Raw genomic sequence first — 25,716 nt, 5'->3', positions numbered from 1 at the left:
GACATTTGCCACGAGACTGTACGCCATTGGTGGAACAGGTTAGGGCCGATGTTCGCCAGCGACATTCGCCGTCAGCGGGTCAGTCGCATGCGCGGCTTTCGCCATTGGCGATGGCACCTCGACGAGATGTACGTGAAGCTCAACGGCGAAATGGTCTATCTCTGGCGCGCCGTCGACCACGAGGGCGAGATCCTCGAAAGCTACATGACCAAGACCCGGGACAAGGAAGCCGCGCTGCGCTTTATGAGGAAGGCGCTGAAAGGCACTGTCAGAGCAAATGCACCTATCGTTAGAAGATGCCAGTTAGCGCGGCGCACATGTCTCGGCGCCACAAACCATCAAGCCCGTTCCGCTACTTCAACTCGTCGCCGGAAGTAATCCGCCTGGTGGTTATGATGTATGTCCGGTTTCCCCTGTCGTTGCGCAACGTGGAGGATCTGCTGTTCGAGCGGGGCATCGACATTTGCCATGAGACGGTGCGGATGTGGTGGAACAGGTTCGGTCGGCTTTGTCAGACCAAATGCACCGGTCGTTAGTGGCTGACGGGTAGGCCGGCTTGATGACCCGTCCCCGCAAACCGCAAAGCCCATTCCGGTATTTCCATTCATCGCCCGAGCTGATCCGCCTGGTCGTGATGATGTATGTGCGGTTTCCGCTGTCGCTGCGGAACGTCGAGGATCTGCTCTTCGAACGCGGCATCGACATTTGCCACGAGACTGTACGCCATTGGTGGAACAGGTTCGGGCCGATGTTCGCAAGCGAGATCCGGCGCCGGCGAGTCAGCCGGATGCGCGGCTTCCGCCAGTGGAAATGGCATCTCGATGAAATGTACGTCAAACTGAATGGCGAGATGGTTTACCTATGGCGCGCGGTCGATCACGAAGGCGAGATTCTCGAGAGCTATGTCACGAAAAAGCGCGACAAATCCGCCGCCCTCGCTTTCATGAAGAAGGCGCTGAAGCGCCATGGCCAGGTTGATGCCATCGTCACCGACGTCCTTCGATCCTACCCTGCCGCGATGCGCGATCTGGGGAATCTCGAGTGCCGTGAAATGGGCAAATGGCTCAACAACCGGGCCGAGAACAGCCACCTGCCGTTCCGACGACGAGAGCGTGCAATGGTCAGATTCCGGCGAATGAAGACGTTACAAAAGTTCGCCTCGGTCCACGCCAACGTACACAATCACTTCAACCACGAACGCCATCTCATCGACCGTCAGACTTTCAAGGAACGCCGCTCGGCCGCATTGGCCGAGTGGCAGGCGCTCGCCAGCTAGACCCCTGCCTTCAAAGACCGGACTCCATCGTGGAGAGAGGAGCTCGCTTTAGTCTGACAGCACCGCGGGGAGCAATCTTCGACGATTGCCGTCAGGCGCGGCGCACGGCGGTCTCCCAAGGTCACGCTCGCGGTCCATTCGGCAGCGCCGGGGTCGTATGTCAAAGCGCTGAGATCGACTCCGTAGATCGATCCGGCGAGTTCGTTCAGGAGCCAGGACAATTTGCGCTGCGCGTCAGGATTTATGTCGGGTTCGAAGCGGAAACGAAGTTGTTGAAGACCGCCGCGCGCGGCGCGGGGAAAGGGCACGACACGGGTCCCGGAGACGCGTTCGACCGTGACACTGGTCGCGGCCATGCCTCCCGTGATCGCACCGGGCTTGGCGATGTCGACCGTTACGCACCGGACGGGACCCAGTTCGAGGCAACGCTCCGCCAAGAGACGGGCAAAGTCCTCGATCAGCCCGATCGGACGCGACGCCAGGTCGCGCGCGGCCGCCACGATCGCGCAATGATCGAGCGTATCGGCCAGCACCGCGGGCGCCGGCGCCATGTCCACGTTTGCCGTCACGGTGACGATCAGCGGTCTCGACCGTCCCTGTTCGTCGGCGTCGACGCCGATCATCGCGTCGATCGACAAGTCGCGGACGATGACGGTGGTGGCGGTCTGCGTGTTTGCCATGCCCACTACCGAAACACGACGGTGCGATTGCCGTTGAGGAATACGCGATCCTGGATGTGGCACGCGACGGCCGCAGCGAGCACGCGGCGTTCGATGTCACGGCCCTTGCGTACCAGGTCGTCCGCCGTATCGGCGTGACTGATCGGCTCGACATCCTGTGCGATGATCGGCCCTTCGTCGAGATCGCCCGTGACGTAATGCGCCGTCGCGCCGATCATCTTGACCCCCCGATCATGCGCCTGGTGATACGGCTTGGCGCCCTTGAAGCCCGGCAGGAAACTGTGGTGGATGTTGATGCATCGGCCGGACAGGAATGCGGCGAGGTCGTCCGACAGGATTTGCATGTAACGGGCGAGCACCACCAGTTCCGCGCCGCTGTCCGCCACGATCCGCTTCAACGCCGCTTCCTGCGCCGCCTTGGTCTGCGGCGTCACCGGCAAGTGATGGTACGGAATTTCGCCGATCATCGTAGTGTGCAGCACGTCGCGCGGATGATTGGAAACGATGCCGACCACATCCATCGGCAGTTCGCCGATCCGGCGCCGATACAGCAAGTCACCGAGGCAATGATCGAACTTGGACACCATCATCAGCACGCGCTTGCGCTCGGCCGCATTGCGCAGGGTCCATTCGGCATCGATCACCTCTGCCAAGGCGGCCACCCCGGCGCGAACCGAGTCGATTCCGGTCGTGTCGATGTCGAAGGCGACCCGCATGAAAAAGCGGTTGGTCTGCCGATCGTTGAATTGCTGGGCATCGACGATATTGCCGCCATTGTTGGCCAACAGGTCGGCCACGCTGGCGACAAGGCCGGGCCGGTCGTCACACGAAAGGCGCAGGATATAAGTCGCGGTCATCGCTCTGCCCCGATCCGGCGCGCGCGACTATCCTTGCGGGCTGCATAATCGTTGATCCAATCGACAGTGCGGCCGAGCCCGCCGAACGGGTAGAAATGCAACCGGACCGCCCCGTGCGCTGGCGTCAGGCCGCTGCCGAGCGCGTTCACCAGACGGTCGGGGCCCGCCGTTCCCAGCAAATGCCCTAGCGAGACGCCATAGCGGGCCATCACCGCGGCCGACGCGCCGACGCCGCAATGCGCGGCATAGCGTAACAGCGTCTTGATACCCGCAGGCCCCGCAACCCCGAGCCGGACCGGAGCGTCGATCCCCCGATCGCGCAGCCGCCGCAGCCAGTCGAGGACGGGCGCCGCATCGAAGCCGAACTGCGTGACGATCAGCGTCGCGATCCCGCGGCGAGTCAAATCGTCGCGCTTGGCCTCGAGCGCCGCCCAACGCGTCGCCTCGTCCATCGCCGGGTGACTTTCGGGATGGCCGGCGATGCCGATCGCGCGGATGCCATGGCGTTCGAACAGCCCGGTCGCGAGCAGAGACAGTGTGTCGGGAAAAGGACCAGCCGGGACCGGCGGGTCGCCCGCGACGAGAAACATCCGAGTCACGCCCGCTTCGGCGACGCAGCGGGCGACGGTCTGGTCGAGTTCGGCGTGCGACGCGATGCGACGCGCTGACAGATGCGGCATCGGCTCGAAGCCAAGCTGTCGCGCCGTCACCGCTGCCGCAATCCGGGCATCGATCGATTCCTGCGGCAGGAAGGTGACGGCGATCGGCGTTTCGGGCGCGATGTGCGGGGCCGCCTCCAAGAGCGCTGCGCGATCGCGCGCCGTCATTTCGAGCGAATAGCCGTCGGTCATGTCGCGCGGGGGACGCGACCAGTTTGGATGGATTACGGGGACCGTCGTCATCTGTTTCGCCTCATCCCTCTCCACCCGACATTAGTCCTAGCGGGTCAGATTGTTTTCGCATACACGAATTTTCATGCTTGGGAAGTTTTCGGAAAGCGTCGTGCCATTGATCCTGCTGCCGGGTCTGATCTGCGATCGTCGGATCTTTGCTGACCAGCTTGCCGCGTTTCCGGACTCCATGGTGGCCGATTACGGTCTTTGCGCCAGTATTCAGGCGATGGCGCGCAGGGTACTCGACGCCGCGCCCCGGCGTTTCGCGCTGTTAGGTCACTCCCTGGGCGCGCGGGTTGCCCTGGAAGTCGTCCGGCAAGCGCCGGAGCGAGTCGATCGACTGGCGCTGGTCAGCACCGGGGTCCACCTGCCGCGCGACCATGAAGCCGAAGCTCGATTCGCTCTGCGCGACCTTGGCCGCGCAAGCGGAATGGAGGCGTTGGTCGATTCCTGGCTGCCGCCAATGGTCGCACCTGCCAATCTTGCCGACCCGTCGCTCATGCAGCGATTGCGTGCGATGTGCATCGATGCCGGCCTTGCAAGATTTGAAGCGCAGATCGCCGCGTTACTTGCCCGACCGGAAGTCGAGAGCCTGCTGCCCGCTATCGCCTGCCCGACATTGGTCGCTTGCGGCAGCGAGGATCGCTGGAGCCCACCTGACCAGCACCGTGCGATCGCCACAGCCGTCGCTGACGCCGATCTGGTGGTCGTCGATTGTGCCGGCCACATGCTGCCCGCGGAGGCGCCCGACGCGCTCAATGCCGCCATCGCCCGATGGCTGGAGACCCCGATCCATGAAGAACCCCGGTCCCAAGGAGAGAATGATGACGGCTTCCAATCTACAGCAGCTGCTCGATAACAGCGGCAACATCGTCGAACTGCTGCGCAATCAGCAGTCCGGACCCAACGTCTACCCCGGGGTTCCCGGCGAATATTCGAACTGGCGCGACGAACAGATGGCCTGGATGAACAAGGCGGTATTGTTCAACCAGTCGTTCCACATGGTCGATCTGGCGGTCGAGGGGCCAGATGCCTTCGCGATGCTGAATCATCTGGGCATCAACAGTTTCAAGAACTTCGTGCCGGATCGGGCGAAGCAATTCGTTCCGGTCACGCCCGATGGCTACGTGATCGGCGACGTCATCCTGTTCTATCTGGACGATCAGAAGTTCAATCTGGTCGGTCGCGCGCCAGTGATCGAATGGGTCGAATATCACGCGCAGACCGGCGAATGGAACGTCAGCGTGTCGCGCGACGAGCGGACGGCGGTGCGGCCCGACCCGGAAAACCGGCGCTCCTATCGTTTCCAGCTCCAGGGCCCGAACGCCATGGCGGTGCTGGAACAAGCGATGGGCGCGACGCCGCCCGACCTCAAATTCTTTCATATGGCGCGCATCCAGATCGCCGGGCGCGAGGTGCGTGCGCTGCGCCACGGTATGGCGGGTCAGCCGGGGTATGAGCTGTTCGGTCCCTGGGCCGATTACGACACGATCCGCAACGCGCTGATCGACGCGGGGAAAGACCATGGCCTGACGCTGGTCGGCGGGCGGACCTATTCGTCGAACACGATTGAGTCGGGCTGGATTCCCTCCCCGTTGCCCGCAACCTATACCGGCGAGGGCACGCGCGCGTTCCGCGAGTGGCTTTCGGCGAACAGCTATGAGGCCAAGGCGTCGATCGGCGGCAGCTACGTTCCCGACTCGATCGAGGGCTATTACCTGACGCCGTGGGATCTGGGTTATGGGCCGATCATCAAGTTCGACCACGACTTTATCGGCCGCGAAGCGCTCGAACAGCTCGCCAGCAAGCCGCATCGCAAGAAGGTGACGCTGGCGCTCGACAATGCCGACCTGATGCGGGTGCTGTCGTCGCAATACGGCAAGGAAGACCGCGCGAAATATATGGAAATGCCGTCTGCGGTGTATTCGATGCACCCCTATGACCAAGTGCTGAAGGACGGCGAGTTGGTCGGGCTGTCGACGTGGATCGCCTACACCGCCAATGAGGGCCGGATGCTCACGCTCGCGATGGTCGATGAAGCGGTTGCCGCGCCCGGCACCGAAGTGACCCTGTTATGGGGTGAGCCCGATGGCGGCACGCGCAAACCCACGGTCGAGCGTCATGTCCAGACCGAGATCAAGGCCGTCGTCGCTCCCGTGCCCTACTCTGAGGTGGCTCGCGACAGCTACGCCGAAGGGTGGCGGACGCGGCAATCTCTCTGACTGGAAGCGCTGAGTGGCGAGGAAACGCCGCTCAACGCGCCAGCAATGCGCTGGTGGTCATAAGGAGTTCGACCGCACGCTGTTCAAGGTCATGGTCGAAGCGGACGCTTGGGATAGCGATGGCGAACGCGCCGACCGCCTCGCCATCGACGACTACTGCGCGACCGAGCGCCGTAATCCCCGGGGTGCTCTCACCGCGCGTATAGGCGATTCCGGTCCGTCGAATCTCGGCGATGTCTTCGGACAGCGCTTGCGCGTCCGTGATCGTCGCAGGCGTCACCGCCGGCCGGTCGCTTTCCGCCAGGTAACGCGCAAATTCGGCTTCCGGCATCGACGCGAGCAGCGCCTTGCCTGCGGAATAGCAATAGAGCGGGGTCAAGCTACCGATCTGGACGGCATAGCGCAGTGCGTGATCGCTGCTCTCCGTCACGATCGCTTCCATTTCCCACCCGCGCCGGACGAAGAAGGAAACCGTTTCGTTGATCTGTAGCCGCAACGACCGCACGAGCGGCGCCGCACGTTCGGCGATCGAGAAATTGTGCGTCCGCGCCTGCAACCGCTCGAGGCCTGGCCCAGCGACATAACGCCGCCCATCCCGGACCAGGAAGTCGCGCTCGACCAGCGTGTTGAGCAGATAAGAAAGACTGCTGACGGGAATGGCGAGCGCCGCGGCGATTTCCTGCGCCACCACCGCTCGGTCGCGCGCGACGACATATTCGATGATGTCGAGCGTCCGCATCGCCGACTTGACCGGGGAAGTTGCCGTCTCGACCATGGCCGCGATCCTACGCAACCCCGTGCCACAAGGCTATGGCGTCGGTGCGCGCGCTACAGCTGGAGTTCGGCGCCGCTCTGGATACGCCGTAACAACGCCATCGCGCTCAGCGCCTTGGGCAGGCCGGCATACGGGATCGTCTGGATGATGATCTCTTTCAGCTCTTCGTCGGTGATGCCGATCTTGTGAGCATATTTGAAATGCTTCGCGACACCGTGTGCGCCGACCGCGATTAGGATCGAGATACAGACAATCTCGCGGTTGCGCAGCATCCCGACCGGCTCGTCGGCATGGGGACCGCTCCATTACAGAATGTCGAGATGGCGATCGCCGAGATGCTGCGCTGCGTGCATGATCTCGACCTTCGCGGCATCGAAATCAATTCGAACGTGAACGGCAAGGATTTGCACGCCGAAGAGTTCCGGCCCTTTTTCGCTGCTGCAGAAGAGCTCGGCATCCTGTTGTTTCTCCACCCGCTGGGGTTTTCCCATGCGCAGCGGATGAGCGAATATTATTTCAACAACCTGATCGGCAATCCGCTCGAATCCACGCTGGCCATCGGCCACCTCATTTTCGGTGGGGTGCTGGACAATTTTCCCGGATTGCGGATCTGCGTCGCCCATGGCGGGGGTTACACGCCGGGCTATTGGGGCGGAATGGACCATGGCTGGCGCGCCCGCGCCGATTGCTCCGAACATTGCCGGCATGAACCCTCTACCTATCTCCGCAAACTGTGGCTCGATACGTTGGTATTCGATCAGGACCAGCTCGACAGCCTCGTGCGCACCCACGGTGCCGACAAACTGTGCCTGGGGAGTGACTACCCCTTCGACATGGCCGAACCCGACCCGGTCGGTTTTCACGCGAGACTGAGGGAGGCGGATCAAGCGGCCATATTGGGCGGCAATGCCGCCGGCCTTGTCGGGCTTATCCGCGTGTAAAAATAGCCGGGGGAAGAACAGTCACTTATCAAGCGCCACCCCGTCCATCGACAGACATGCAGGGAAGGCCGCTCGGCCGCACTGGCGGAATGGGGTCTCCTCGCACACCAATTCCCGATCGTTTGCTTAGGCCACAGGCAGGGTGACACGGGCGGCCAGACCGCTCTCGATCGCTTCGTCGAGCGTGAGCGATCCGCCATAGAGGTTCGTCAGTTCGGCGACGATCGACAACCCGAACCCGTGCCCGTCGCCCGCCTCGTCCAACCGGAGTCCGGGGTGCGGCATACTCATGCGAAGGTTGGCCGGGACGCCAGGACCATCGTCGGCAACGGTGATCGCGACTTGGCGGCGATCGGCAGGATCCATCGCGCCGGTGATGCGGACGCGCGACTGTGCATAGCGGGCAGCGTTGTTGACGAGATTCCCGATCACCTCGTCGAGGTCATGCGGGTCGACCGCGACCGCCAGCTCGGGCGCAAGCTCGACATCGAACGAAAGCGCGCGTTCCGCATGGATGCGGCTGACCGCGGTGACAACGCCGCCGACCGCAGGCGCGACCAGCGTCTTCGTACGAAGATTGGCCGCGGACGCGCGAGCGCGGGCCAGATGATGGCGGATGGTGGCATCGATCCTGGCGACCTGCGCCGCGCGTTCAGGATCGTCACGCAGGTCGAGCGCAAGGGTCGCGACGGGAGTCTTGAGCGCGTGTGCAAGATTGGCGGCAGACTGGCGGGCGGCGCCCAGCGCGGCCTCATTGTCGCGCGCGAGCGCATTGAGCTCGACGGCAAGCGGGCGCAGTTCGGACGGCTGATCCTCGTCGATCGTCGTTTGCCGGCCGCTGCGCAACGCCGCAACCTGATCTCGCATGCGCCGCACCGGTCGCAACCCTAGTCGCAACTGGACGAGTGTTGCCGCTGCAAACAGCGCGGCCAGCATAGCCAGGGCAGTCAGCAATGGGGCCAGCGCGGCACGGATCGGACGAGTCAGGATCTCGCGGGGCGCCGCAGCGATCAACGTCACATCGCCGCGCGCGCTACGGATCGTCACTTGTCTCGCGTGGACACGCGAGCCGTCTGTCTCGCTCCCTTCCAGCGCGCCGATCCGCTTGCCGCCATTCTCAGGCCGCCGCCCTTCCGGCGCGTGTGGCGGTCGGGGCGGTCCCAAGTCCAAAGCAGGGAAGTCGGCCGAGCCGATCGTGCCGACGGGTCCCACGACCCGCCATCGCCAGCCCGGCCCCTGCTCGAAGGCGCTAATCCGCTGCTCCAGCCGACTGCGATCGACGCGCCCATTGGCATCCACACTGCTCGCCAGCAGCGACAGCTCGGCATCAAGGCGGCGGTCCAGGCCTTCGACGACGAAACGTTCGAGAACGCCCGCGATCGCCCAGCCCGCCACCACCAGCGCGAGCAACGTGGCGACACCCGAGAGCAGCAACATTCGACCCTGCAACGAACGGGGCATTGCTCGCATTGCCTCAGGCTGGATAGGCGAGGCTATAGCCTCGCCCTCGCACCGTCTCGATGATCTTGGCGCCGATCTTCTTGCGCAGCCGGCCGACGATTACTTCCAGGCTGTTCGAATCGACGTCCGCATCGCCTTCATAGACGCGTTCGAGGAGTTCCAGCCGTTCGACCACGGCGCCGCGGCGCAGCATCAGCTGTGACAGCACGCGCCATTCGAACGCGGTGAGCTTTAGCGGAAGGCCATCTAGCTCGAATTGTCCAGTCTGGCTGTCGAACGAAAGGGGTCCGCAATCTATCCGGGCATTTGCGTGCCCCGCGGCGCGGCGCACCAGTGCCCGCAGACGCATGACGAGTTCCTCGACGCGAACCGGCTTGACCAGATAGTCGTCCGCACCGGCCTTGAACCCCGCAACCTTGTCGGACCAGCCATCACGCGCGGTCAGCACCAGGACAGGCACCGCTTTGCCGGCCTCGCGCCATGCCTTGAGCACCGAAACGCCGTCGAGCCCGGGAAGCCCAAGATCGAGCACCGCCGCGTCATACAATTCGGTATCGCCGAGGTGCGCGGCATCGATCCCGCCTGCGACGAGGTCGACCGCGAAATTCTCCTCGCGCAGCGCTCGCGCGACGATCGGCCCCAGATCCTTATCGTCCTCTACCAACAATATGCGCATGCCCGGCTCCTATGCTGCCAGCCTAAACTCAAACTGAACCGCATGGTTCAGCCGGCATGTTGGGCGTGCCGTCTAAACATCGCTCATCGATCAACCACGGAAGGAGATATGATCATGACGAAAATAGGAAGGCTTCATATGTCGGCGAAGCAACGGTTGGCTCTTGGGGCGACCGGACTGCTCGCCATCGGCGCAGCCGGCGGCGCGGGCGCGATGTCGCTGACGCGGCCAGCCGTCGAGATGGCGCCCACCGTGCAGACGGCGATCGCGAAGCTGAGTTCGACGAAAGGCATCGTAACCGTGCGCGGTCGCGTCGCGGAGGTCTATGGGGATCGCTTCATCGTGCAGGACTCGACCGGCCGCGTGATGGTCGACGCCGGACGCGGCGATAGGTTGGGAATCGCACCTGGCTCTTCGGTGTTGGTCCAGGGACGCTTCGACAACGGCCAGCTGAGGGCGCGATTCCTGGTCAACGGGTCCGGCAACGTAGAGGAAGTCGGCCCACCGCCGCCTGCCGGACCGGGTGCGAAACCCGGCCATGGCGGACCGCCGCCCCCGCCGCCCGGCCGCGACGGCCCACCGCCGCCCCCTGGCACGGACACACCGCCGCCGCCTGCACCCGCCACCCCTGGGGTCGTCCCTGACGTGCCGCAAACCGGCGTAACACCGCCGACATCGCCGGCCCCGCCCAGCGCGACGCCGGCTGCGCCGCGCCGATAACTCGGCTGGAGGGCGGGCAGCTGAGCGGCCATCGCTGTCGAGCCAGACGCCCGCCCTCTAAGACCGAATTCCATCCTGGGAAGAGCAGTTCGCATTAGACTGACAACACCCGTTGGTCTGACAATATCGCTGCCACAGCCAGCGACGATCAACGTCGTCGCTCAGACCGAATCCCGCTCGACAATCCGCACCGGCAAGGTTGCGGAAGGCGTTTCCTCGCCTTCCAGGCGCCGGAACAGAAATTCCACCAGCGCCGCCGCCCCGTGCGCCAAGTCCTGACGCACCGTCGTCAATCGCGGGTGCGAGTGCTCGGCAAGTTCGAGGTCGTCGAACCCGATAACCGAGACATCCTGCGGCACTTCCAGGCCAGCGGTCTGCAGCGCCCGAATCGCTCCCAAAGCGATGACATCGGAGGCGGCGAAGATGCCATCGAACAGCACACCCCGCGCGAGCAAATTCTGGACGGCCGCCAAAGCGGTATCGCCCGTGAAATGGGCGGGCTGGATCAAGGATCCGTCGATCGGAACCCCAGCGCGTTCAAGCGCGGTGACGTATCCGCGCCGCCGCATTTCGATTTCCGGCAGGTCGGCCGCGCCCAGAAATACGATCCGACGCCGCCCGGCCTGCAACAACGCATCGACCGCTGCCCGCGCACCACCGATATTGTCCGACCCGACCGAACAATAGGCCTGTTCCGGTAGATGCGCGCCCCACACCACCAGCGGCAGGAACGTCCGGGCCGCGGCGTTGATCTCGACGTGCTGGTTGCTTTGGCCGACAACGATATATCCGTCCGCCTTTTGTGACTGCACGTGGCGGGTGAGCCAGCCTGGTGCCGGCGCAGGGATGCGCGACAGCAACACGTCATAGTTCCGCGCGGACACTTCGTCGGCGATGTGCCCGAACAACTGCAGGAAGAAGGGGTCGGAGATGAGTTGGTCGGCTTCGTGCCCAAGCGGGATCGCGACACATATCGTACGTGTCCGGTTTGATCGAAGTCGCTGGCCGCGTTGATCGATCACATAGCCGTGTTCGATTGCGATCTGCTGGATCTGGCGGCGAGTCTCGACCGGGATGAGTTGGCTTTCCGCCAAGGCGCGTGAAACGGTCGAGGTCGAGACACCTGCCAGCTTGGCAATATCTGCCATCTTCAACGGCGCGCCAGCAACACCGCTGACAAGATTTGCTTTTGGCGGTCGCATGCCGTGTCATACCTCATCGCCCCGATGGTGCAACGCGCCTGACGCGCCGCGGCGACAGCGGCGCATCGGGCATCACGGCGATTGCGCTGACCCGTACATCTCGATAGAAAGTATCGTACGCAATCGATTGCAGAGCGGTTGCGACTGGGAGAGATGAAATGACGGTGACGCGGCGCGACCTGCATCGGGGTATCCTCGCCACCAGCACCGTGCTCCTGTTGACGCAGGCTACCAAAATGGCGGCAGCGGTCGAGCCTGGCACCGACCCGCTCAAGCTCGTCGACCCGGAACTGCGGCCGGCCGCGCAGGTAATGCTCGGCCAGAAATTTCCTCCGCTGTCACGCGCGGGTCTCCCCGCGCTGCGGTCGTCATGGGTCGCGCCCCCCACGCTGCCGCCGCCGGCTCCAACCGTCACGCTGCAAAGCATCCCCGGACGCCGCGGCGACCCGGACGTCGCGATCCAGGTGATCGGCGCCAAGCCGGGGGTAACCCGCCCCGCCATGCTGCATATCCACGGCGGCGGGATGATTTCGGGCCGCGCCCAAAACATGACCGCCTTCTGCCAGACGATCGCGGCCGAGTTCGATTGTGTTGTCGTCAACGTCGATTATCGCCTCGCGCCCGAAACGCCGTTCCCGGGACCGGTCGAGGACAATTACGCCGCGCTGGTCTGGCTGCATCGCAACGCCGCGGCGTTGGGCGTCGACCGGACGCGCATCGCCGTCATGGGCGAAAGTGCCGGCGGCGGGCTCGCCGCGTTGGTCGCGATCGCCGCGCGCGACCGCGGCGAGGTGTCACTATGCGGTCAGATTTTGCTCTACCCAATGCTCGACGATCGCACCGGGACCACGCCGATGCCGGCCGGCCGGGCCAAACCGATCGGCTGGTCGCCGGAGGCGAACGTGTTCGGCTGGAGCGCCTTTCTTGGCGTGCCGGCCGGGGCATCGCGGGCGCCGGCGGGGGCCGTGCCCGCGCGCGTTGCGGCGCTGACCGGCCTGACGCCATGCTTCATCGGGGTCGGCGCGATCGACCTTTTTGCCGACGAGGACATCGCCTATGCCCGGCGCTTGATCGCCGCCGACGTGCCGACCCAATTGCTGGTCACGCCGGGCGCGTTCCACGCGTTCGACTTTGTCGTGCCGCAGGCCCGCGTGGCGCGCGAGTTCACCGCCGCCTGGAAAAGCGCGCTTCGCGCTGCGTTTGCGGGGCGCGGATAGTGCGTCGGTCCGCATCGAACAAATCCTCCGACCGCGCTGGAGATACCGGAGCCATTGACCGACGCGCGGTGCTGGCCGGCGCCGGGGTCGGGCTGATGCTGGCGCGATCCGCCGCCGCCGAGGCGGCACCGCCGGGGCCTGCGTCCAATCCCCTAGGTCCGCTTTCGCCCGCTTGGCGGGCGGCGGAGACGCTGCCGCTATGGCGGGACCAACCGCCCGAGACGGGATTCCAGTCGCACCCAGTCCCACCAAACGCTCCGCCCGGATTTTTCCGCAACGTCGACAGACCGACACTGCATGTGTTCCGCCCTCGCGCGAGCAACGGCTGCGCCATCCTGCTGATCCCCGGCGGCGCCTACACCTTCATCGTGGGGACCCACGAGGGCGGCGATACGGCGCAGGTCCTGACGGCTCGGGGATATACCGTTTTCGTGTTGATCCACCGCTTGCCCGGCGAAGGATGGAGCCGGCGCAGCATCGTCCCCTTGCAGGATGCCCAACGCGCGATGCGCGTCATCAGGTCGCAGGCGACGCGTTACACAATCGATCCGGCGAAGGTGGCGGTGCTGGGTTATTCTGCCGGGGGGCATCTCGCCGCCTCACTGGCCACCGGGTTTGCCGAGGATACCTACGCCGCCCGCGATTCGATCGACGGGCTGGATGCGCGCCCGATCGCCGCCGGCTTGATCTATCCGGTCATTACGCTGGTGGCGGGTCTGACCAATCCGCAGACCGCGTTGTCGCTGCTTGGCCCCGCCCCAGATGACCCACTCGTCACTCGCCGCTCCCCCGACCAGCATGTCGACGGCACGACGCCGCCGACCTTCATCGTGCATGCGCTCGACGACACGGCCGTGCCCCCCGACAACAGCTTTAGGATGCTGGCGGCGTTGCGCGCCGCCAAGGTACCGGCCGAAGCGCATTTATTCGAACGCGGCGGCCATGGCTTTGGACTAGGAATGCCCGGCACGCCCAATGCGCAGTGGCCCGCTTTGTTCGATGCTTGGCTCGGCGGTCATTTGATGCCGCGCGCGCCCCGGGAGCAGCGTCGATGACTCTTGCCCTAAAGCCGCGTCTGTCGCTGCTGCGCATCATCGAGATGAATCTCGGGTTTCTCGGCCTGCAATTCAGCTTCGGACTGCAGCAGTCCAACATGGCCCCGATCTATTCCTATCTCGGGGCCAATGAAGCCAGCCTGCCGCTACTCCAACTGGCCGGGCCGCTGACCGGGCTGCTTGTCCAACCCCTGATCGGTGCGATGAGCGACCGCACCATGTCACGCTGGGGCCGCCGGACGCCTTATTTCCTGTTCGGTGCGGTGCTGTGTTCGATCGGGCTGTTCGCGATGCCGCTCAGCCCGACAATCCTGACCGCGGTCTGCACGCTATGGATACTCGACGCCGGCAACAACATCACGATGGAACCCTATCGCGCCTATGTCAGCGACCGGCTGTCGAACGATCAGCGCCATTTCGGCTTCCTGTCGCAAAGCGCGTTCACGGGGCTGGGCCAGATGCTCGCCTATCTGGCGCCGACGTTCATGGTCAACGTGCTCGGTTTCAGCGTCAACGCGGTCGATGCGCATAACATCCCGGTGATCACGCGCGCGGCGTTCACGATCGGTGCGGTTCTGTCGTTCACGACGATCGTCTGGTCGATCGTGCGCGTGCCCGAATTGCCGCTGGACGCACCGACGCGCGCAGCGATCGCCGCCAAGCCGCGCACCGTCGGCGCGACGTTGTGGGAAATCTGGGACGCGATCGCGACCATGCCGATGGCGATGCGCAAGCTGGCGCTGATGAGCCTGTTCCAATGGTATGCGATGTTCGCCTATTGGAATTACGTGATCTACGCGATCAGCCGGTCGGTCTATGGCGAGAGCAATCCGCTGTCCGAAGGGTTTCGCCGCGCCGTGCTCGACAACGGCATGCTGGGCGGGTTCTACAACGGCGTAGCGTTCGTCGCAGCACTCGCGATGGTGCCGCTGACGCGCCGCTGGGGCGCGGCGACGATGCATTGCTGTTGCCTGATCGCGGCGGGCCTGGGCATGCTGGCAATCCCGCATATCACGCAGGCAACGTGGTTGTTGCTGCCGGCGATCGGCATCGGCATCGGATGGGGCAGCATCATGGGCAATCCCTATATCATCCTGTCCGGCGCGATCCCGCCAGAGCGCACCGGTGTCTACATGGGGATCTTCAACATGATGATCGTCGTGCCGATGCTGATCAATGCCGCGACGATGCCGCTCTATTTCGATCGCTGGCTCGGCGGCGACGCGCGTAACGTGCTGACATTGTGCGGCGTGTTGATGGGTCTGGCGGCGCTATGCGTGCTGTGGACACGCGAACCGCCGCCCGCCGAGGGCCAAGCCTAGCCGGTTCGGCATGCAAGAAGAAAGCTCAGCGCATCGTCCAGCCGGTCGCGCCACGCACCCTCGTCATGGCCGACCCCCGGATAGCAGCGCATGACGAGGTCAACATCCTGGATGAAGCCACGCGCCTTCAACACATCGGCGACAGCGGTGTGCGACGGACCATAGAAGCGATCGATCCCGAGCGCGCTTCGGTCGATCCATAGCACATGCCGTCCGGCGCGCGGCAGATCGGCCGCAAACCCGGCCGCCGCCGCCGTCACATCGGCACCGAAGCCTGCGGGGAGCTGTTCAGTCCCTGTCACGGGCAGCAGACTGAAATGCGCCGACAGACATAGCGCGCCGCCGACTTGGTCCGGATAGGCCGACAATATTTCCAGCGCGGCCATCGCGCCCAGCGAGGATCCTCCGACGAACGTCGCTTCCGGATCGGGACGGGTCGGGAAATGCCGGTCGATCAGCGGCTTTACGTCCTCGATCACCAACCGAGCATAATCGGCCGACCGCGCGCGTCCGCCCCAGGCCAACTCCACCGCGGCGCGCGCCGGCGCCGGCAACTGCGCCATCATCGATGCCGGAGCGTAGTCGGTGAAGCGCTCGGCGGTACTCGCGATCCCGACGACCATGACCGGCACGATCCCACCCGCGTCGACGAGCCGCGAGACGCTGCGATCGGCCTCCCAAGCCGTGCCGAACGGCACCAGCCGCGCGTCGAACAGGTTCTGGCCGTCCTGCAGATAGAGCACGGGAAAGCCGCCTTGGGGCACGGGCGCGTCGGGCACCCAGACGAACACGTCACGTGGCAGCAGACCATACGATCCCGCCAGGTGATGGACGAACAGGGCGCCCCGTCTGCCCGGTCGCGGCAGCGGCGTGAAACCGCTGGCCGCATTCGGCAGTGCTGCGGTCACGACGGCATCGCCCGGCCGGTCAGCGCCCGAGCTTACGATCGAAGAAGCGGATCATCACGTTGTAGGCGTCGCGCGATTCGGGAACGTCCGCATTATAGAAAAAGCCGTGGAACAGCCCTTCCCAGACGTGGAGTTCCGCATCGACCCCCAACCGGACTAATTGGGTGTGCGTGTGGACCGCCGCGCTGAATTCGAAGCCGCGCGTCGCGGTGATGATTAGCGTCGGCGGAAACTTGCGCATCACTGCATCCGACGAGCCGGGCGACACCAGGGGATCGGCGGGATCGGTGCCGGCAAAATAGGGTAGCTTGGTCGCGGTGCTGCGGTCGGCGGGCGGCCAGGCGGGGGCGGCGCGCGCCTCGCCCAGGGGCGCGGTCACGAAATCGGCGTCGCCGCCAAACCCGAAACCCGACATCGTCATGCCGGCACAGAAGATCCCGATCGCACCTGGGCGGGGCAGGCCGTGGACCTGGAACCAGGCGGTCGCCATGCCAGTCAGCATCCCGCCAGCCGAACAGCCGTAAATGCCGATATTCTGGGCCGGGTATTGCTTGAGCAGCGCGCGATAGACCGCGGCGACATCCTCGCTGGCGGCCGGGAAGCGATGGTCGGGACCCTCGCGATAATCGACCGACACGACCCTGATCCGGCCGAGCGTGGCGAGCGGGATCGATTCGAGTTCGGCACAGCCCGGAAAACATCCCATGAATCCGCCGCCGTGCAGATTGATCAGCACCCGGTTGCGGTTGCCCGGGGCGATGCCAGCGGTCGGGGCATAATCGAATACCCGAACCCCGCCGATCTTGGTGTCGGTGCGCTTGTGCGCGAACAACGCATTCTGACGCGCGAGATAGGGCGCCATGAACACCGGCACGCCGTCTTTTTGCTGCAACAGCGACGGTTGCTGCATCTCGCGCAGATGATCGGCGACATAGGCCTTGGCCTCCGGGCTGAGCAGGCTCGACACGGGGACCGTCATTGCCGGAACCTCGACGGTCCCGTTTGCGTCAACCTTGATCGGGGGAATGTTGGCCGTCTGGGCAGTGAGCGGCGGCGCGCCGAGCGGCGCCAGAGCCACTAATCCTACCGCCATCAACAGACGCAGATGGCTGAACACCCCGCTCTTCATGAAATCCTCTCCCATCCCAATCGATCGATGCCCTTGTCGCTGGCGGCACCGTTCGCGCCACTAAGCATCTTCACGCAATCGTTTGCAAGGATTTCCATCTATCTGCTACAAAAGGTCGCCCGCCCGGCCTAGCCGGAGAGGCAAGAAAAGGAGAGGCCGATGACGATGAACCGCCGGGCATTCCAGCTCGGAATCCTGACCGCGGGGGTCATGGCGCCGATCGCCGCCAGGTCACAGACTCCGGTTTCCGCCGCCCCTCCTTCAGCAACGGACGCGATGCTCCGCCGCGTCGATCCCGAGCTACGCGACGGCGCCCGGCTGGTCCTGGCTCGCCCCTTGCCCTCTCCGCTCACGCCGGCGGCGGTCCGCACCCTCCGGCAAAACGCGCCGCCCCCACCCGCGCCGCTCCCGGCACCGGCCGCGAGCGTCGAGCGGCGCGTCGTTCCGGGCATGCGCAACGCCCCGCCCGTTCCGGTGGTGGTGATCGGCGCTCGATCGGACAAGGCCCGCCGCCCGGCTGTCCTCCATATCCATGGCGGCGGCATGATCCTGGGTCGGGTGGCCGACACGATCGTCGCCTCCCAGCGCCTTGCCGCGGAACTCGACTGCGTGGTGGTCGAAGTCGATTATCGCCTTTCGCCAGAAACACCGTTTCCGGGTCCGGTGGACGATTGCTACGCCGCGCTGGCATGGCTGCACGCCAACGCCGACGCGCTGGGCGTCGATCCGCGGCGGATCGCGGTGATGGGCGAAAGCGCCGGCGGCGGCCTGGCGGCGATGCTGGCGATCGCGGCGCGCGACCGCGGCGCGCTTCCCATCTGTTATCAGGTTCTGATCTATCCGATGCTCGACGACCGCACCGGCAGCACCCGGCGCGTGCCGCCGTTCATCGGCACGATCGGCTGGAACGAAGCGGGCAATCGCTTCGGCTGGAGCAGTTTCCTGGGCCGCCCGGCCGGCGGCGTGACAGCTCCCTACGGCGCGGTCCCGGCACGAATCGCAGACCTTGCAGGCTTGCCCCCGACATTTATCGGCGTCGGCGCGATCGATCTCTTCGTGGACGAGGACGTCGCTTATGCCGCGCGGCTCGTGAAGGCCGGCGTCCCGACCCAATTGCTGGTGACGCCGGGCGCGTATCACGGCTTCGATTTCATCGCGCCTCGATCTCGGGCCGCGACCGAATTCACGTCGACTTGGAAGAGCGCGCTTCGCGCCGCCTTCGCCACGGGATCCTGAGTTATCCGACCGCTGATGACAGCGAACTAGCAGCATCTTGCAGAGCCGCGGATCGCGTGTTAGTTGCATGCAACCGATTGCACAGAACGATCGAATTTTGGGGAGAGGAACTATGCAGAAGCATCTGTACGCGGGCGACTGTCGGGCAGTCAGCAACAACGAACATGAAGAAGGCCGACGGAGCGGACTGCGCATCGCAATCCGTCATGGCGCATCGATTGCCGCCGCTATCGTCGCCATGACCGCCTTCCCGGCCATCGCGCAGCAGGCGACCACGGCCAACCCGGACGCAGCACCACAGACGACGACCGCTTACGACGACGACATCGTCGTGACCGCGTCGAAGACCGGCGCAGAGAAGCTCAACCGCGTGCCTTCGGCGATCCAGGCATTTTCCGGCGCGACGTTGAAGGAGCGCAACATCCGCGATGGCGCCGACTTGATCCAACTCATTCCGGGCGCGTCGCAAGCGCAGGAGATCGGCGCCGGGTATCGCATCTATTCCTTCCGCGGCTCGGGCGCCGGCGGTCCGATCGGCGACGGCCTGGTCGGCTATTACCTCGACGACACGCCTTTCGGCGTGCCCAACAACCAGAGCGCGCCGCCGATCAACTATTTCGATCTCGATCGGGTGGAAGTGCTGCGCGGTCCGCAGGGAACGCTTTACGGCCAGGGTTCCGCGGCAGGCACCATCATCTACCACACCAAGAACCCCGATCTGCAATCGATTACCGTTGCAGGCGAAGCCGAGGTCTCGACGACACGCGACGCCAGCAAGCTGAACTATCGCGGTGCCGCCGCGCTCTCCATCCCGCTGGTAACCGACAAGCTCGCACTGCGGATCAGCGGTGGTTACGATTATCGCGCGGGCACCGCCGACATCTATGCCGGCGCGCCGACCGGGACGCCCCGCGAAAAGGACGCCAACAACGTCATCGCCAAGGATATTCAGGCCGTGCTCCTGTGGAAGCCCGATGCGTTGACCACCGTCCGGCTGCGCGGGTGGTATTTCAGCACCGATCAGAATTATCTCAACGTCATCAATTCGGTGAATCCGCCCTATGCCGCGTATCAAGGCAGCGTTGTTGGCTATGACCGCCGGCGTGCCGAATATTTCTCCGGCACGATTACTCGCGACGTCGGCAAGTTCACGGTGACCAACGCGACATCCTATCAGAAGTCGCTGCCGGGCGGCTTTCAGGTCGGCCTGAACCTCGGTGCGCCGCTCGGGATCGGCGTGCTCAACAATGGCGGTAACGCGCAGAACTTCGTGAACGAATTCCGCGTGGCGACCTCCGGCACGGGTCCGTTCCACGGCGTCGCAGGCGTATTCTATCAGAACGCCAAGGGCCTCTACACGTTCGACATCAATTTCCCGGCGCTGAAGCTCAGCGGCAACACCATCACCAAGACCGAGAACGTCGCGGTCTTTTCGGAAGTCAGCTACGAACTGTTCGGGGGCAAGCTCGTCCCGCTGGTCGGGTTGCGTTATTTCAACGACACCCGGAAATCGGATTCGCTGTCGAACGGCTCCCACGTGCTCAGCAACGCCAACCCCGACGCGCTGACGTGGCGCGCCAATCTGGCTTATTATCCGAGCAAGGACTGGCTGATCTTCTTCAACGCCGGCACGGGCTTCCGCAGCGGCATCCTGCAGTCGAAGGCGCAGGCCGACGCGGTGATCGCCGATGGCGTACCCAGCGCGATTTCGCTGACGCCGGACAAATTGCGTAACCTGGAAATCGGCACCAAGGGCACGTTGTTCGATGGTGCGCTGCGTCTGGCGGTCAGCCTTTACGACATCCAGTACACCAACATCCAAAGCGCGTTTAACACGTCGATCGGGTTGGCGGCGTTCGCCAATCTGGGCGACGGGCGCTCGCGCGGCGTCGACGTCGAGGCGACGTGGCGGACGCCGGCCAAGGGCCTGGTCCTGTCGGTGGTCGGCAACGTCAACGATTCCAAGTTCACCAAAGTTCTGCCCGCGTTCGGCGCGGCCAATCCCCGGATCGGCAACGGTCAACGCTTGCTCAATACCCCGCCGTTCAACTGGCGCGGCGACGCGTCCTACGATCATCGGTTCGGCAACTACGATTTCTTCGCGACCGCATCGGTGACGGCGATCGGGCGTGCACGCAATGGTGACGCAACGGTCAATACGCTCAACCCCTACCAGCTCTATAATATGAGCGCCGGCGTGCGGATCGATCGTTACGAGATCCGGCTGTTCGCCGATAATCTGTCCGATTATCGCGGGCCGACGGCGGCGAACGGCCCGACCTTGCTCGCCGGACCGCGCCCCCGGACGATCGGCATTACGCTGCGTCTCAATTCCAAGTGAATTGTGGTCGACGGTGTCCTCGGCTGGACCGGGGGCGCCGTCGACCGCGAAGGCACTGGCATGCGCGATAGAGTAAGGGGTACGCCCATGGTAAGCGGATCGGGCGCAGCGCCGACGACGGACGGCATCGACCGGCGAACATGGCTAAAAACGGCCGCCGCCGGGATGGCCGCATCAGCCGCGGCTTCCCCAGCCTTAGCGTCGACGGTTTCGAACGGCGCCGGGCTGCCTTCAGGCCGACAGCGCGACACGCTGACCGCTGGAGCGGAAACGGCGATCGCATCGACGACGGCGGGCAAGGTCGCCGGCTACCGCCAGGACGGCATTTTCATCTTCAAGGGCGTCCCCTACGGCGCGGATACCGGTGGCCCCAACCGCTTTCGGCCGCCCCAGCCGCCGACGCCATGGACGGGCGTGCGCAGCGCCCGCGCGTTCGGACCGGTCTGCCCGCAAGACAAGGGAACCGGCCGGCTCAACGACGAAGAAGCGTTCATCTTCCAATGGAACGACAGCGTCGAAGGCGAAGACTGCCTGCGCATCAACGTCTGGACCCCGGGGATCGATGACGGACGGCAACGTCCCGTGCTGGTGTGGCTGCACGGCGGCGGCTTTGCCGCCGGGTCGGGCCACGATCTGCCGGCATTCGATGGTCATGCGCTCGCCGCGCACGGTGATGCGGTGGTGGTGACGCTCAATCACCGGCTCAACCTGCTGGGGTTCCTCGACCTATCGCGTTGTGGAGCTGCATACGCGCAATCGGGCAATGTCGGCATGCTCGACATCGTCGCCGCGCTGCGCTGGGTTCGCGACAATATCGCACGGTTCGGCGGCGACCCGACGCAGGTATTGATATTCGGCCAGTCGGGTGGCGGGGCCAAAGTCAGCACGCTGATGGGCATGCCAGCCGCTCGTGGTCTATTCCACCGCGCCGTGGTGATGAGCGGTTCCCTCGCCCGATGCGCCACACCGGAAAAGGCGAGGCGCCTGTCGGATCTGCTGTTGGCCGAACTCAAGGTCACGCCGGACACGATCGATCGGCTCCGGGCAATGCCGTATGCCGAACTGCGCCGAGCGAGCGAGGCCGTGCTTGCGCGGGCCAATCCGCAGCCTGGCGCGTTCCTGGACGTCAGAAGGCTCGGCGATATGCTCGGTTTCGCGCCGGTGATCGACGGCACGACGGTGCTAGCCTCGCCCGAGGCGCCGGATCTGCCCGATCTGTCAGCCGACGTGCCGATGATGATCGGCAGTACGCTCAACGAGTTCGTGACCGGGATCAATCATCCGGAACGCGAAACGATGCGCGAGGACGACCTGTTGGCGGCGGTCGAGTCTTTCCTCCCCGGCCGATCGAGCGCCGTGATTGCCGCGTTTCGCCGCCGTACCCCCCAGGCATCCCGCTTCGATTTATGGTCGCGCATCGCCACTGCGCCGATCCGTCAAAGCGCCGTAGCACAAGCGCAGGCCAAGGCGCGGCATAGCACGGCCGCGGCGTATCTTTACTGGTTTACCTGGCAGACCCCGGTGCTCGACGCGCGGCCCCGCGCGTTCCATTGCCTCGATATTCCCTTCATGTTCGGCAACACCGATCGCTGTGCGAGTATGACCGGCGGTGGAGCGCGCGCCATGGCGCTCAGCCGGCGAATGATGGACGCCCTGCTCGCCTTTGCCAGAACCGGCGATCCGAACCATGCCGGCCTGCCCGACTGGCGCCCGGTCGGAGAAGGCCATACGCCGACGATGATCTTCGACGACAGGCCCAGCGTGGCTTTCGATCCTGACGCAGCCGAACGCGCGGCCATCGCATGACCGTTGACGCCGATGGCGCCCGCCGCTCGCTGGCGAAGCAACTTGAACTGATCTATCGCGACGCCGCGCCGGTGCTGTTCGATCGCGTCTGCGCGCTCCTTGACGACGCTGCTGCCGCGCGAAGCCCTGAGTTGAAGGCGATCGATCGTGCCCGCCGCGCCCAACCTGGCTGGGTCTCGCAGTCCGGGGAGACGGTTTACACTTTTTATGTTGACCGCTTCGCCGGCACGCTCGAGGGCGTGATCGGCAAACTCGATTATCTGGATGGACTGGGGGTTCGCTGGCTACACCCGCTGCCCCTGCTCGAAACGCGGCCGGGTGACAGCGACGGCGGCTTCGCCGTGGCGAACTATCGCGCGGTCGAGCCAGCGCTCGGCGACATCGCGACGCTGGAGCGGCTGGCGGCCGAAATGCGGGCGCGCGGCATGGGACTGATGCTGGACATCGTCTGCAATCACACCGCCCGCGAGCATGACTGGGCCGAACGCGCGCGCCGCGGCGACCCGAAATACCGTGCTTATTATCACGTGCTCGGATCAGAGGCCGTGGACGCATACAGCGCTACGCTGATCGACGTTTTTCCCGACACTGCGCCGGGGTCCTTCACGTACGATGCCCAGATGGACGGATGGGTGTGGACGACCTTCTATCCGTTTCAATGGGACCTCAATTACGCCAATCCCGACGTCTTCTACGAAATGCTCGACGTCTTGCTGTTCCTGGCGAACAAGGGTGCGCAGGGCTTTCGCTTGGATAGTGCACCATTTCTCTGGAAGCGCCTGGGTACGACGTGTCGCAACCAACCAGAGGCTTACACCATTGTTGCCGCCTTTCGCGCGGCGTTGGACATCGCGGCGCCCAGCGTCGTCCTGCTGACCGAAGCCATCGAAAATCCGGCCGACGTGATCCCATTTTTCGGGAATGACAGCACAGTCGGCTGCGATCTTGCCTATAACAACGGCGTGATGACGGCGTTGTGGGCGGGGTTGGCCGACCAGGATGCCGGCATCATTCGAACGATGCTGACCGCAGCCGCCAAGCGCCCCGATCGAGGGGCGTGGCTGAACTATGTGCGGTGTCACGACGACCTGATCTGGAACGCGCTGGCCGACTATGCATCGCCCGACGATCTGGCGCGCTGGTCCGCCTTCTACGACGGCGGCGGCTTTTCGGCGGGGCGGCGATTCCAGACCGCGCCGGGCGGTGTGCCATCGACCAATGGCATGGCCGCATCGTTGGTCGGCCTGGGCCGGGCGGACGTCGACCAGGATCTCGCACTCGCCCGGCTACGCGCGCTTTACGGCGTCATATTCGCGCTCGACGGATGGCCCATGATCTACATGGGGGACGAGATCGCGCTTGAAAACGACCAGGATTACACATCGGATCCGGCGCGGCGGGATGAAGGTCGCTGGCTCCAGCGGCCACAAATGGACTGGCATCGCATGGACGCGAACGAAGCCGGCCGGACATCCGCTGGGGAGGCGCATCGCGCCCTTCGTGGCTATGCCGAGGCTGCACTCAAGCTCAATGACTTGATCACGCCCGGCCCCGCCGAACCTCTGGACTTGGCGAATGACGCCGTCTTGGGTTTCGTCCGTGGTAAGGGGCAGGTTCTACTTTGCGCGTGTAATTTGTCGCCGACAGTTCAGTCGTTTCAACGTCCCGCGAAGCATGACAGGACGTGCAGAGACGTGCTGTCCGGCCGTCAGTTTCCAGCCGGCGCAATGAGTCTGGAACCCCATGAAATTTTCTGGCTGGTTTTTGACTGATATGACGGGCGCGCTCATAGCAAGTTGACCGCTCTTTAAGGGTAGAAGATCGACCACCACGCAAATTGTGCCGCGAGGACGGCCACACCTCAGCGTCGGGTTCAGCTCTCGCCACGTAGATCGACGATTTTCCCCGCGTCGATCGCGGGCAGGCCGCGCGAAAACTCCCCGTCCTTGGCGGGGTCGAGCAAGATTGGGATCAGGCGTGCATCGACGAACAGGCCGTTCGCGAACCGGGCATCGACGATCAGCGACCGCCACGTCTCCCGGCCATAGCTGCCGTCAATCTTCCGCGTCTGAAAAATAAAGTTGCCCAGCCCGTGGAACAGTGGCGCGCCACGATACAGTTCGTAAGGCTGCATCATCGGCGGGCCATGGCCGACAAAGGCCGCCGCACCGGCATCGACGCAAGCCCGCGCAAAGTCACGCTGCCATGCCGGAGTGTCAGAGGGGCGCGGCTCCCAATAATGATTGTGCAGACACATCAGGACGGTGGCGCCCGACCGGCGAGCCGCGCGGATCGCCAGCAACACCCGGCTGACATCGGCGGGTTCCAGCGTCCCGTCGCCGCGGCGGCGAAGCTCGTTTACGCCAGGACGGCCGGGCATTGCCGCCGCCCCGTCCCGGATCGCTCCGGCCGCGGCCGCCACGAGCGCGACCCGGCCATGAGGCGTGGATTGCACTGCCTCAGCCGCAGCCGTGGCGAGGTCGCCTCCGCTGCCGGCATGTGTGATTCCGCGCCGGTCGAGCTCGGCGATCGCCGCGCGGATGCCGTCGGCGCCGAGATCCCATGCATGGTTGTTGGCAGTGGTGACCATCGTTACGCCGAGCGCCTTCAGGCAATCGATCACCACCGGTGGCGCGGCATGCAGCACTTCGCCAGTCCGCGTCGGCGCGCCTGCGCCGGGCACGTCGATCGCCGTTTCAAGGTCGGTGAACACAACGTCGGCCCGGCGCAATTGCCCGGCAATCGCCGCCATACCCGGCCATCCCGCCAAACAGACGTCCCGTTGGATGAGTGACTGGCCGAGCAGCACTACGCGTTGGTACGTCCGCCCTCGTGCCAGTGCGGCCGGCGTCGCGGCAGCGGCTGCGATCGCGCCAAGCATCGCGCGCCGGTGCGGATGAGGCCGCATCATCGTTCTTTCCCTCCGTTCGATGTCATAATCGCCCGGCATTGGTGGTGGGCAATATCATAACGAAATTGGTATGCTCCGATGAAGTTCG

General features: G+C 64.7%; 24 protein-coding genes. 13 read left to right on the top strand and 11 right to left on the bottom strand.

The genetic code is table 11. The features are described 5' to 3' along the window. The coding region (locus J0J06_RS12600; protein WP_294042426.1) for a DDE-type integrase/transposase/recombinase at positions 1-378 on the top strand (378 nt) is incomplete at its 5' end. A 181-nt stretch (positions 379-559) separates the two neighbouring features. After that, on the top strand, positions 560-1,276 hold the full coding sequence (locus J0J06_RS12595) for an IS6 family transposase (protein WP_294042424.1): 717 nt from the start codon (positions 560-562) through the stop codon (positions 1,274-1,276). Here J0J06_RS12595 and J0J06_RS12590 read toward each other — a convergent pair. The 3 genes from J0J06_RS12590 to J0J06_RS12580 are packed head-to-tail and all read right to left on the bottom strand — an operon-like array spanning position 1,273 to position 3,715. After that, complete coding sequence (locus tag J0J06_RS12590) at positions 1,273-1,956, bottom strand: dihydroneopterin aldolase (protein WP_294042423.1); 684 nt, start codon at positions 1,954-1,956, stop codon at positions 1,273-1,275. The two genes, J0J06_RS12595 and J0J06_RS12590, sit on opposite strands and share 4 nt — an antisense overlap. Positions 1,957-1,961: 5 nt before the next feature. Then, on the bottom strand, positions 1,962-2,813 hold the full coding sequence (gene purU, locus J0J06_RS12585; RefSeq protein WP_294042421.1) for a formyltetrahydrofolate deformylase: 852 nt from the start codon (positions 2,811-2,813) through the stop codon (positions 1,962-1,964). Continuing rightward, on the bottom strand, positions 2,810-3,715 hold the full coding sequence (locus J0J06_RS12580) for a methylenetetrahydrofolate reductase (protein ID WP_294042419.1): 906 nt from the start codon (positions 3,713-3,715) through the stop codon (positions 2,810-2,812). Before J0J06_RS12580 ends, purU begins: the two co-directional genes overlap by 4 nt. Before the next feature lie 49 nt (positions 3,716-3,764). On the opposite strand from J0J06_RS12580, the gene J0J06_RS12575 reads away from it, so the two are divergent. Continuing rightward, on the top strand, positions 3,765-4,565 hold the full coding sequence (locus tag J0J06_RS12575; RefSeq protein WP_366931223.1) for an alpha/beta fold hydrolase: 801 nt from the start codon (positions 3,765-3,767) through the stop codon (positions 4,563-4,565). Continuing rightward, positions 4,531-5,928 carry an aminomethyl transferase family protein gene (locus J0J06_RS12570; protein WP_294042526.1) on the top strand — a complete coding sequence of 466 codons (1,398 nt, stop codon included), beginning with the start codon at positions 4,531-4,533 and terminating at the stop codon, positions 5,926-5,928. The genes J0J06_RS12575 and J0J06_RS12570 overlap by 35 nt, the downstream gene beginning before the upstream one ends. Positions 5,929-5,959: 31 nt before the next feature. On the opposite strand, the gene J0J06_RS12565 is transcribed toward J0J06_RS12570, so the two are convergent. Both J0J06_RS12565 and J0J06_RS12560 read right to left on the bottom strand, forming a co-directional pair. Then, positions 5,960-6,703 carry an IclR family transcriptional regulator gene (locus J0J06_RS12565; RefSeq protein ID WP_294042417.1) on the bottom strand — a complete coding sequence of 248 codons (744 nt, stop codon included), beginning with the start codon at positions 6,701-6,703 and terminating at the stop codon, positions 5,960-5,962. 53 nt (positions 6,704-6,756) lie between these two features. Beyond that, entirely contained in the window at positions 6,757-6,975 is a 219-nt protein-coding gene (locus J0J06_RS12560) for a carboxymuconolactone decarboxylase family protein (RefSeq protein ID WP_294042415.1), read from the bottom strand. An 18-nt stretch (positions 6,976-6,993) separates the two neighbouring features. Here J0J06_RS12560 and J0J06_RS12555 point away from each other — a divergent pair, with 18 nt between their 5' ends. Next, complete coding sequence (locus tag J0J06_RS12555; protein WP_366931222.1) at positions 6,994-7,644, top strand: amidohydrolase family protein; 651 nt, start codon at positions 6,994-6,996, stop codon at positions 7,642-7,644. Between the two features lie 126 nt (positions 7,645-7,770). On the opposite strand, the gene J0J06_RS12550 is transcribed toward J0J06_RS12555, so the two are convergent. Further along, positions 7,771-9,081, bottom strand: a complete 1,311-nt coding sequence (locus tag J0J06_RS12550; protein ID WP_294042412.1) for a HAMP domain-containing sensor histidine kinase — start codon at positions 9,079-9,081, stop codon at positions 7,771-7,773. A 37-nt stretch (positions 9,082-9,118) separates the two neighbouring features. After that, complete coding sequence (locus tag J0J06_RS12545; RefSeq protein ID WP_294042410.1) at positions 9,119-9,781, bottom strand: response regulator transcription factor; 663 nt, start codon at positions 9,779-9,781, stop codon at positions 9,119-9,121. 114 nt (positions 9,782-9,895) lie between these two features. Between J0J06_RS12545 and J0J06_RS12540 the strand changes: the two genes are divergently transcribed. Beyond that, complete coding sequence (locus J0J06_RS12540; RefSeq protein ID WP_294042409.1) at positions 9,896-10,501, top strand: hypothetical protein; 606 nt, start codon at positions 9,896-9,898, stop codon at positions 10,499-10,501. A gap of 161 nt (positions 10,502-10,662) precedes the next feature. On the opposite strand, the gene J0J06_RS12535 is transcribed toward J0J06_RS12540, so the two are convergent. Then, positions 10,663-11,649 carry a substrate-binding domain-containing protein gene (locus J0J06_RS12535; RefSeq protein ID WP_294042407.1) on the bottom strand — a complete coding sequence of 329 codons (987 nt, stop codon included), beginning with the start codon at positions 11,647-11,649 and terminating at the stop codon, positions 10,663-10,665. A gap of 212 nt (positions 11,650-11,861) precedes the next feature. Here J0J06_RS12535 and J0J06_RS12530 point away from each other — a divergent pair, with 212 nt between their 5' ends. From J0J06_RS12530 to J0J06_RS12520, 3 genes are all read left to right on the top strand, one after another. Next, a complete protein-coding gene (locus J0J06_RS12530) occupies positions 11,862-12,920 on the top strand; it encodes an alpha/beta hydrolase (protein WP_294042405.1) in 1,059 nt (352 codons plus the stop codon). Between the two features lie 299 nt (positions 12,921-13,219). After that, a complete protein-coding gene (locus J0J06_RS12525) occupies positions 13,220-13,975 on the top strand; it encodes an alpha/beta hydrolase (RefSeq protein ID WP_294042403.1) in 756 nt (251 codons plus the stop codon). Further along, positions 13,972-15,297, top strand: coding sequence for an MFS transporter (locus tag J0J06_RS12520; protein ID WP_294042401.1), 1,326 nt, complete (start codon positions 13,972-13,974; stop codon positions 15,295-15,297). The genes J0J06_RS12525 and J0J06_RS12520 overlap by 4 nt, the downstream gene beginning before the upstream one ends. Here the strand turns inward: J0J06_RS12520 and J0J06_RS12515 are convergent. Further along, positions 15,294-16,205, bottom strand: coding sequence for an alpha/beta hydrolase-fold protein (locus J0J06_RS12515; protein ID WP_294042399.1), 912 nt, complete (start codon positions 16,203-16,205; stop codon positions 15,294-15,296). The genes J0J06_RS12520 and J0J06_RS12515 overlap by 4 nt on opposite strands. Before the next feature lie 19 nt (positions 16,206-16,224). Further along, a complete protein-coding gene (locus tag J0J06_RS12510) occupies positions 16,225-17,334 on the bottom strand; it encodes an alpha/beta hydrolase fold domain-containing protein (RefSeq protein ID WP_294042397.1) in 1,110 nt (369 codons plus the stop codon). Between the two features lie 159 nt (positions 17,335-17,493). Here J0J06_RS12510 and J0J06_RS12505 point away from each other — a divergent pair, with 159 nt between their 5' ends. The 4 genes from J0J06_RS12505 (at position 17,494) to J0J06_RS12490 (ending at position 24,489) form a co-directional block, all read left to right on the top strand. Continuing rightward, on the top strand, positions 17,494-18,570 hold the full coding sequence (locus tag J0J06_RS12505) for an alpha/beta hydrolase (protein ID WP_294042395.1): 1,077 nt from the start codon (positions 17,494-17,496) through the stop codon (positions 18,568-18,570). A 112-nt stretch (positions 18,571-18,682) separates the two neighbouring features. After that, positions 18,683-20,911, top strand: a complete 2,229-nt coding sequence (locus J0J06_RS12500) for a TonB-dependent receptor (RefSeq protein WP_294042393.1) — start codon at positions 18,683-18,685, stop codon at positions 20,909-20,911. Positions 20,912-21,076: 165 nt separating this feature from the next. Beyond that, a complete protein-coding gene (locus J0J06_RS12495; protein ID WP_294042391.1) occupies positions 21,077-22,717 on the top strand; it encodes a carboxylesterase family protein in 1,641 nt (546 codons plus the stop codon). A gap of 71 nt (positions 22,718-22,788) precedes the next feature. Beyond that, positions 22,789-24,489 (top strand): alpha-amylase family glycosyl hydrolase, encoded by a 1,701-nt coding sequence (locus J0J06_RS12490; protein ID WP_294042389.1) that lies wholly within the window; start codon positions 22,789-22,791, stop codon positions 24,487-24,489. A gap of 101 nt (positions 24,490-24,590) precedes the next feature. Here J0J06_RS12490 and J0J06_RS12485 read toward each other — a convergent pair whose 3' ends face one another. Continuing rightward, positions 24,591-25,628, bottom strand: a complete 1,038-nt coding sequence (locus J0J06_RS12485) for a CapA family protein (protein ID WP_294042387.1) — start codon at positions 25,626-25,628, stop codon at positions 24,591-24,593. Between the last annotated feature and the right edge of the window lie 88 nt (positions 25,629-25,716).

Source organism: Sphingomonas sp. (assembly GCF_017304615.1).
Classification (GTDB): domain Bacteria; phylum Pseudomonadota; class Alphaproteobacteria; order Sphingomonadales; family Sphingomonadaceae; genus Sphingomonas.
This window is presented reverse-complemented; position numbering and strand designations above follow the sequence as displayed.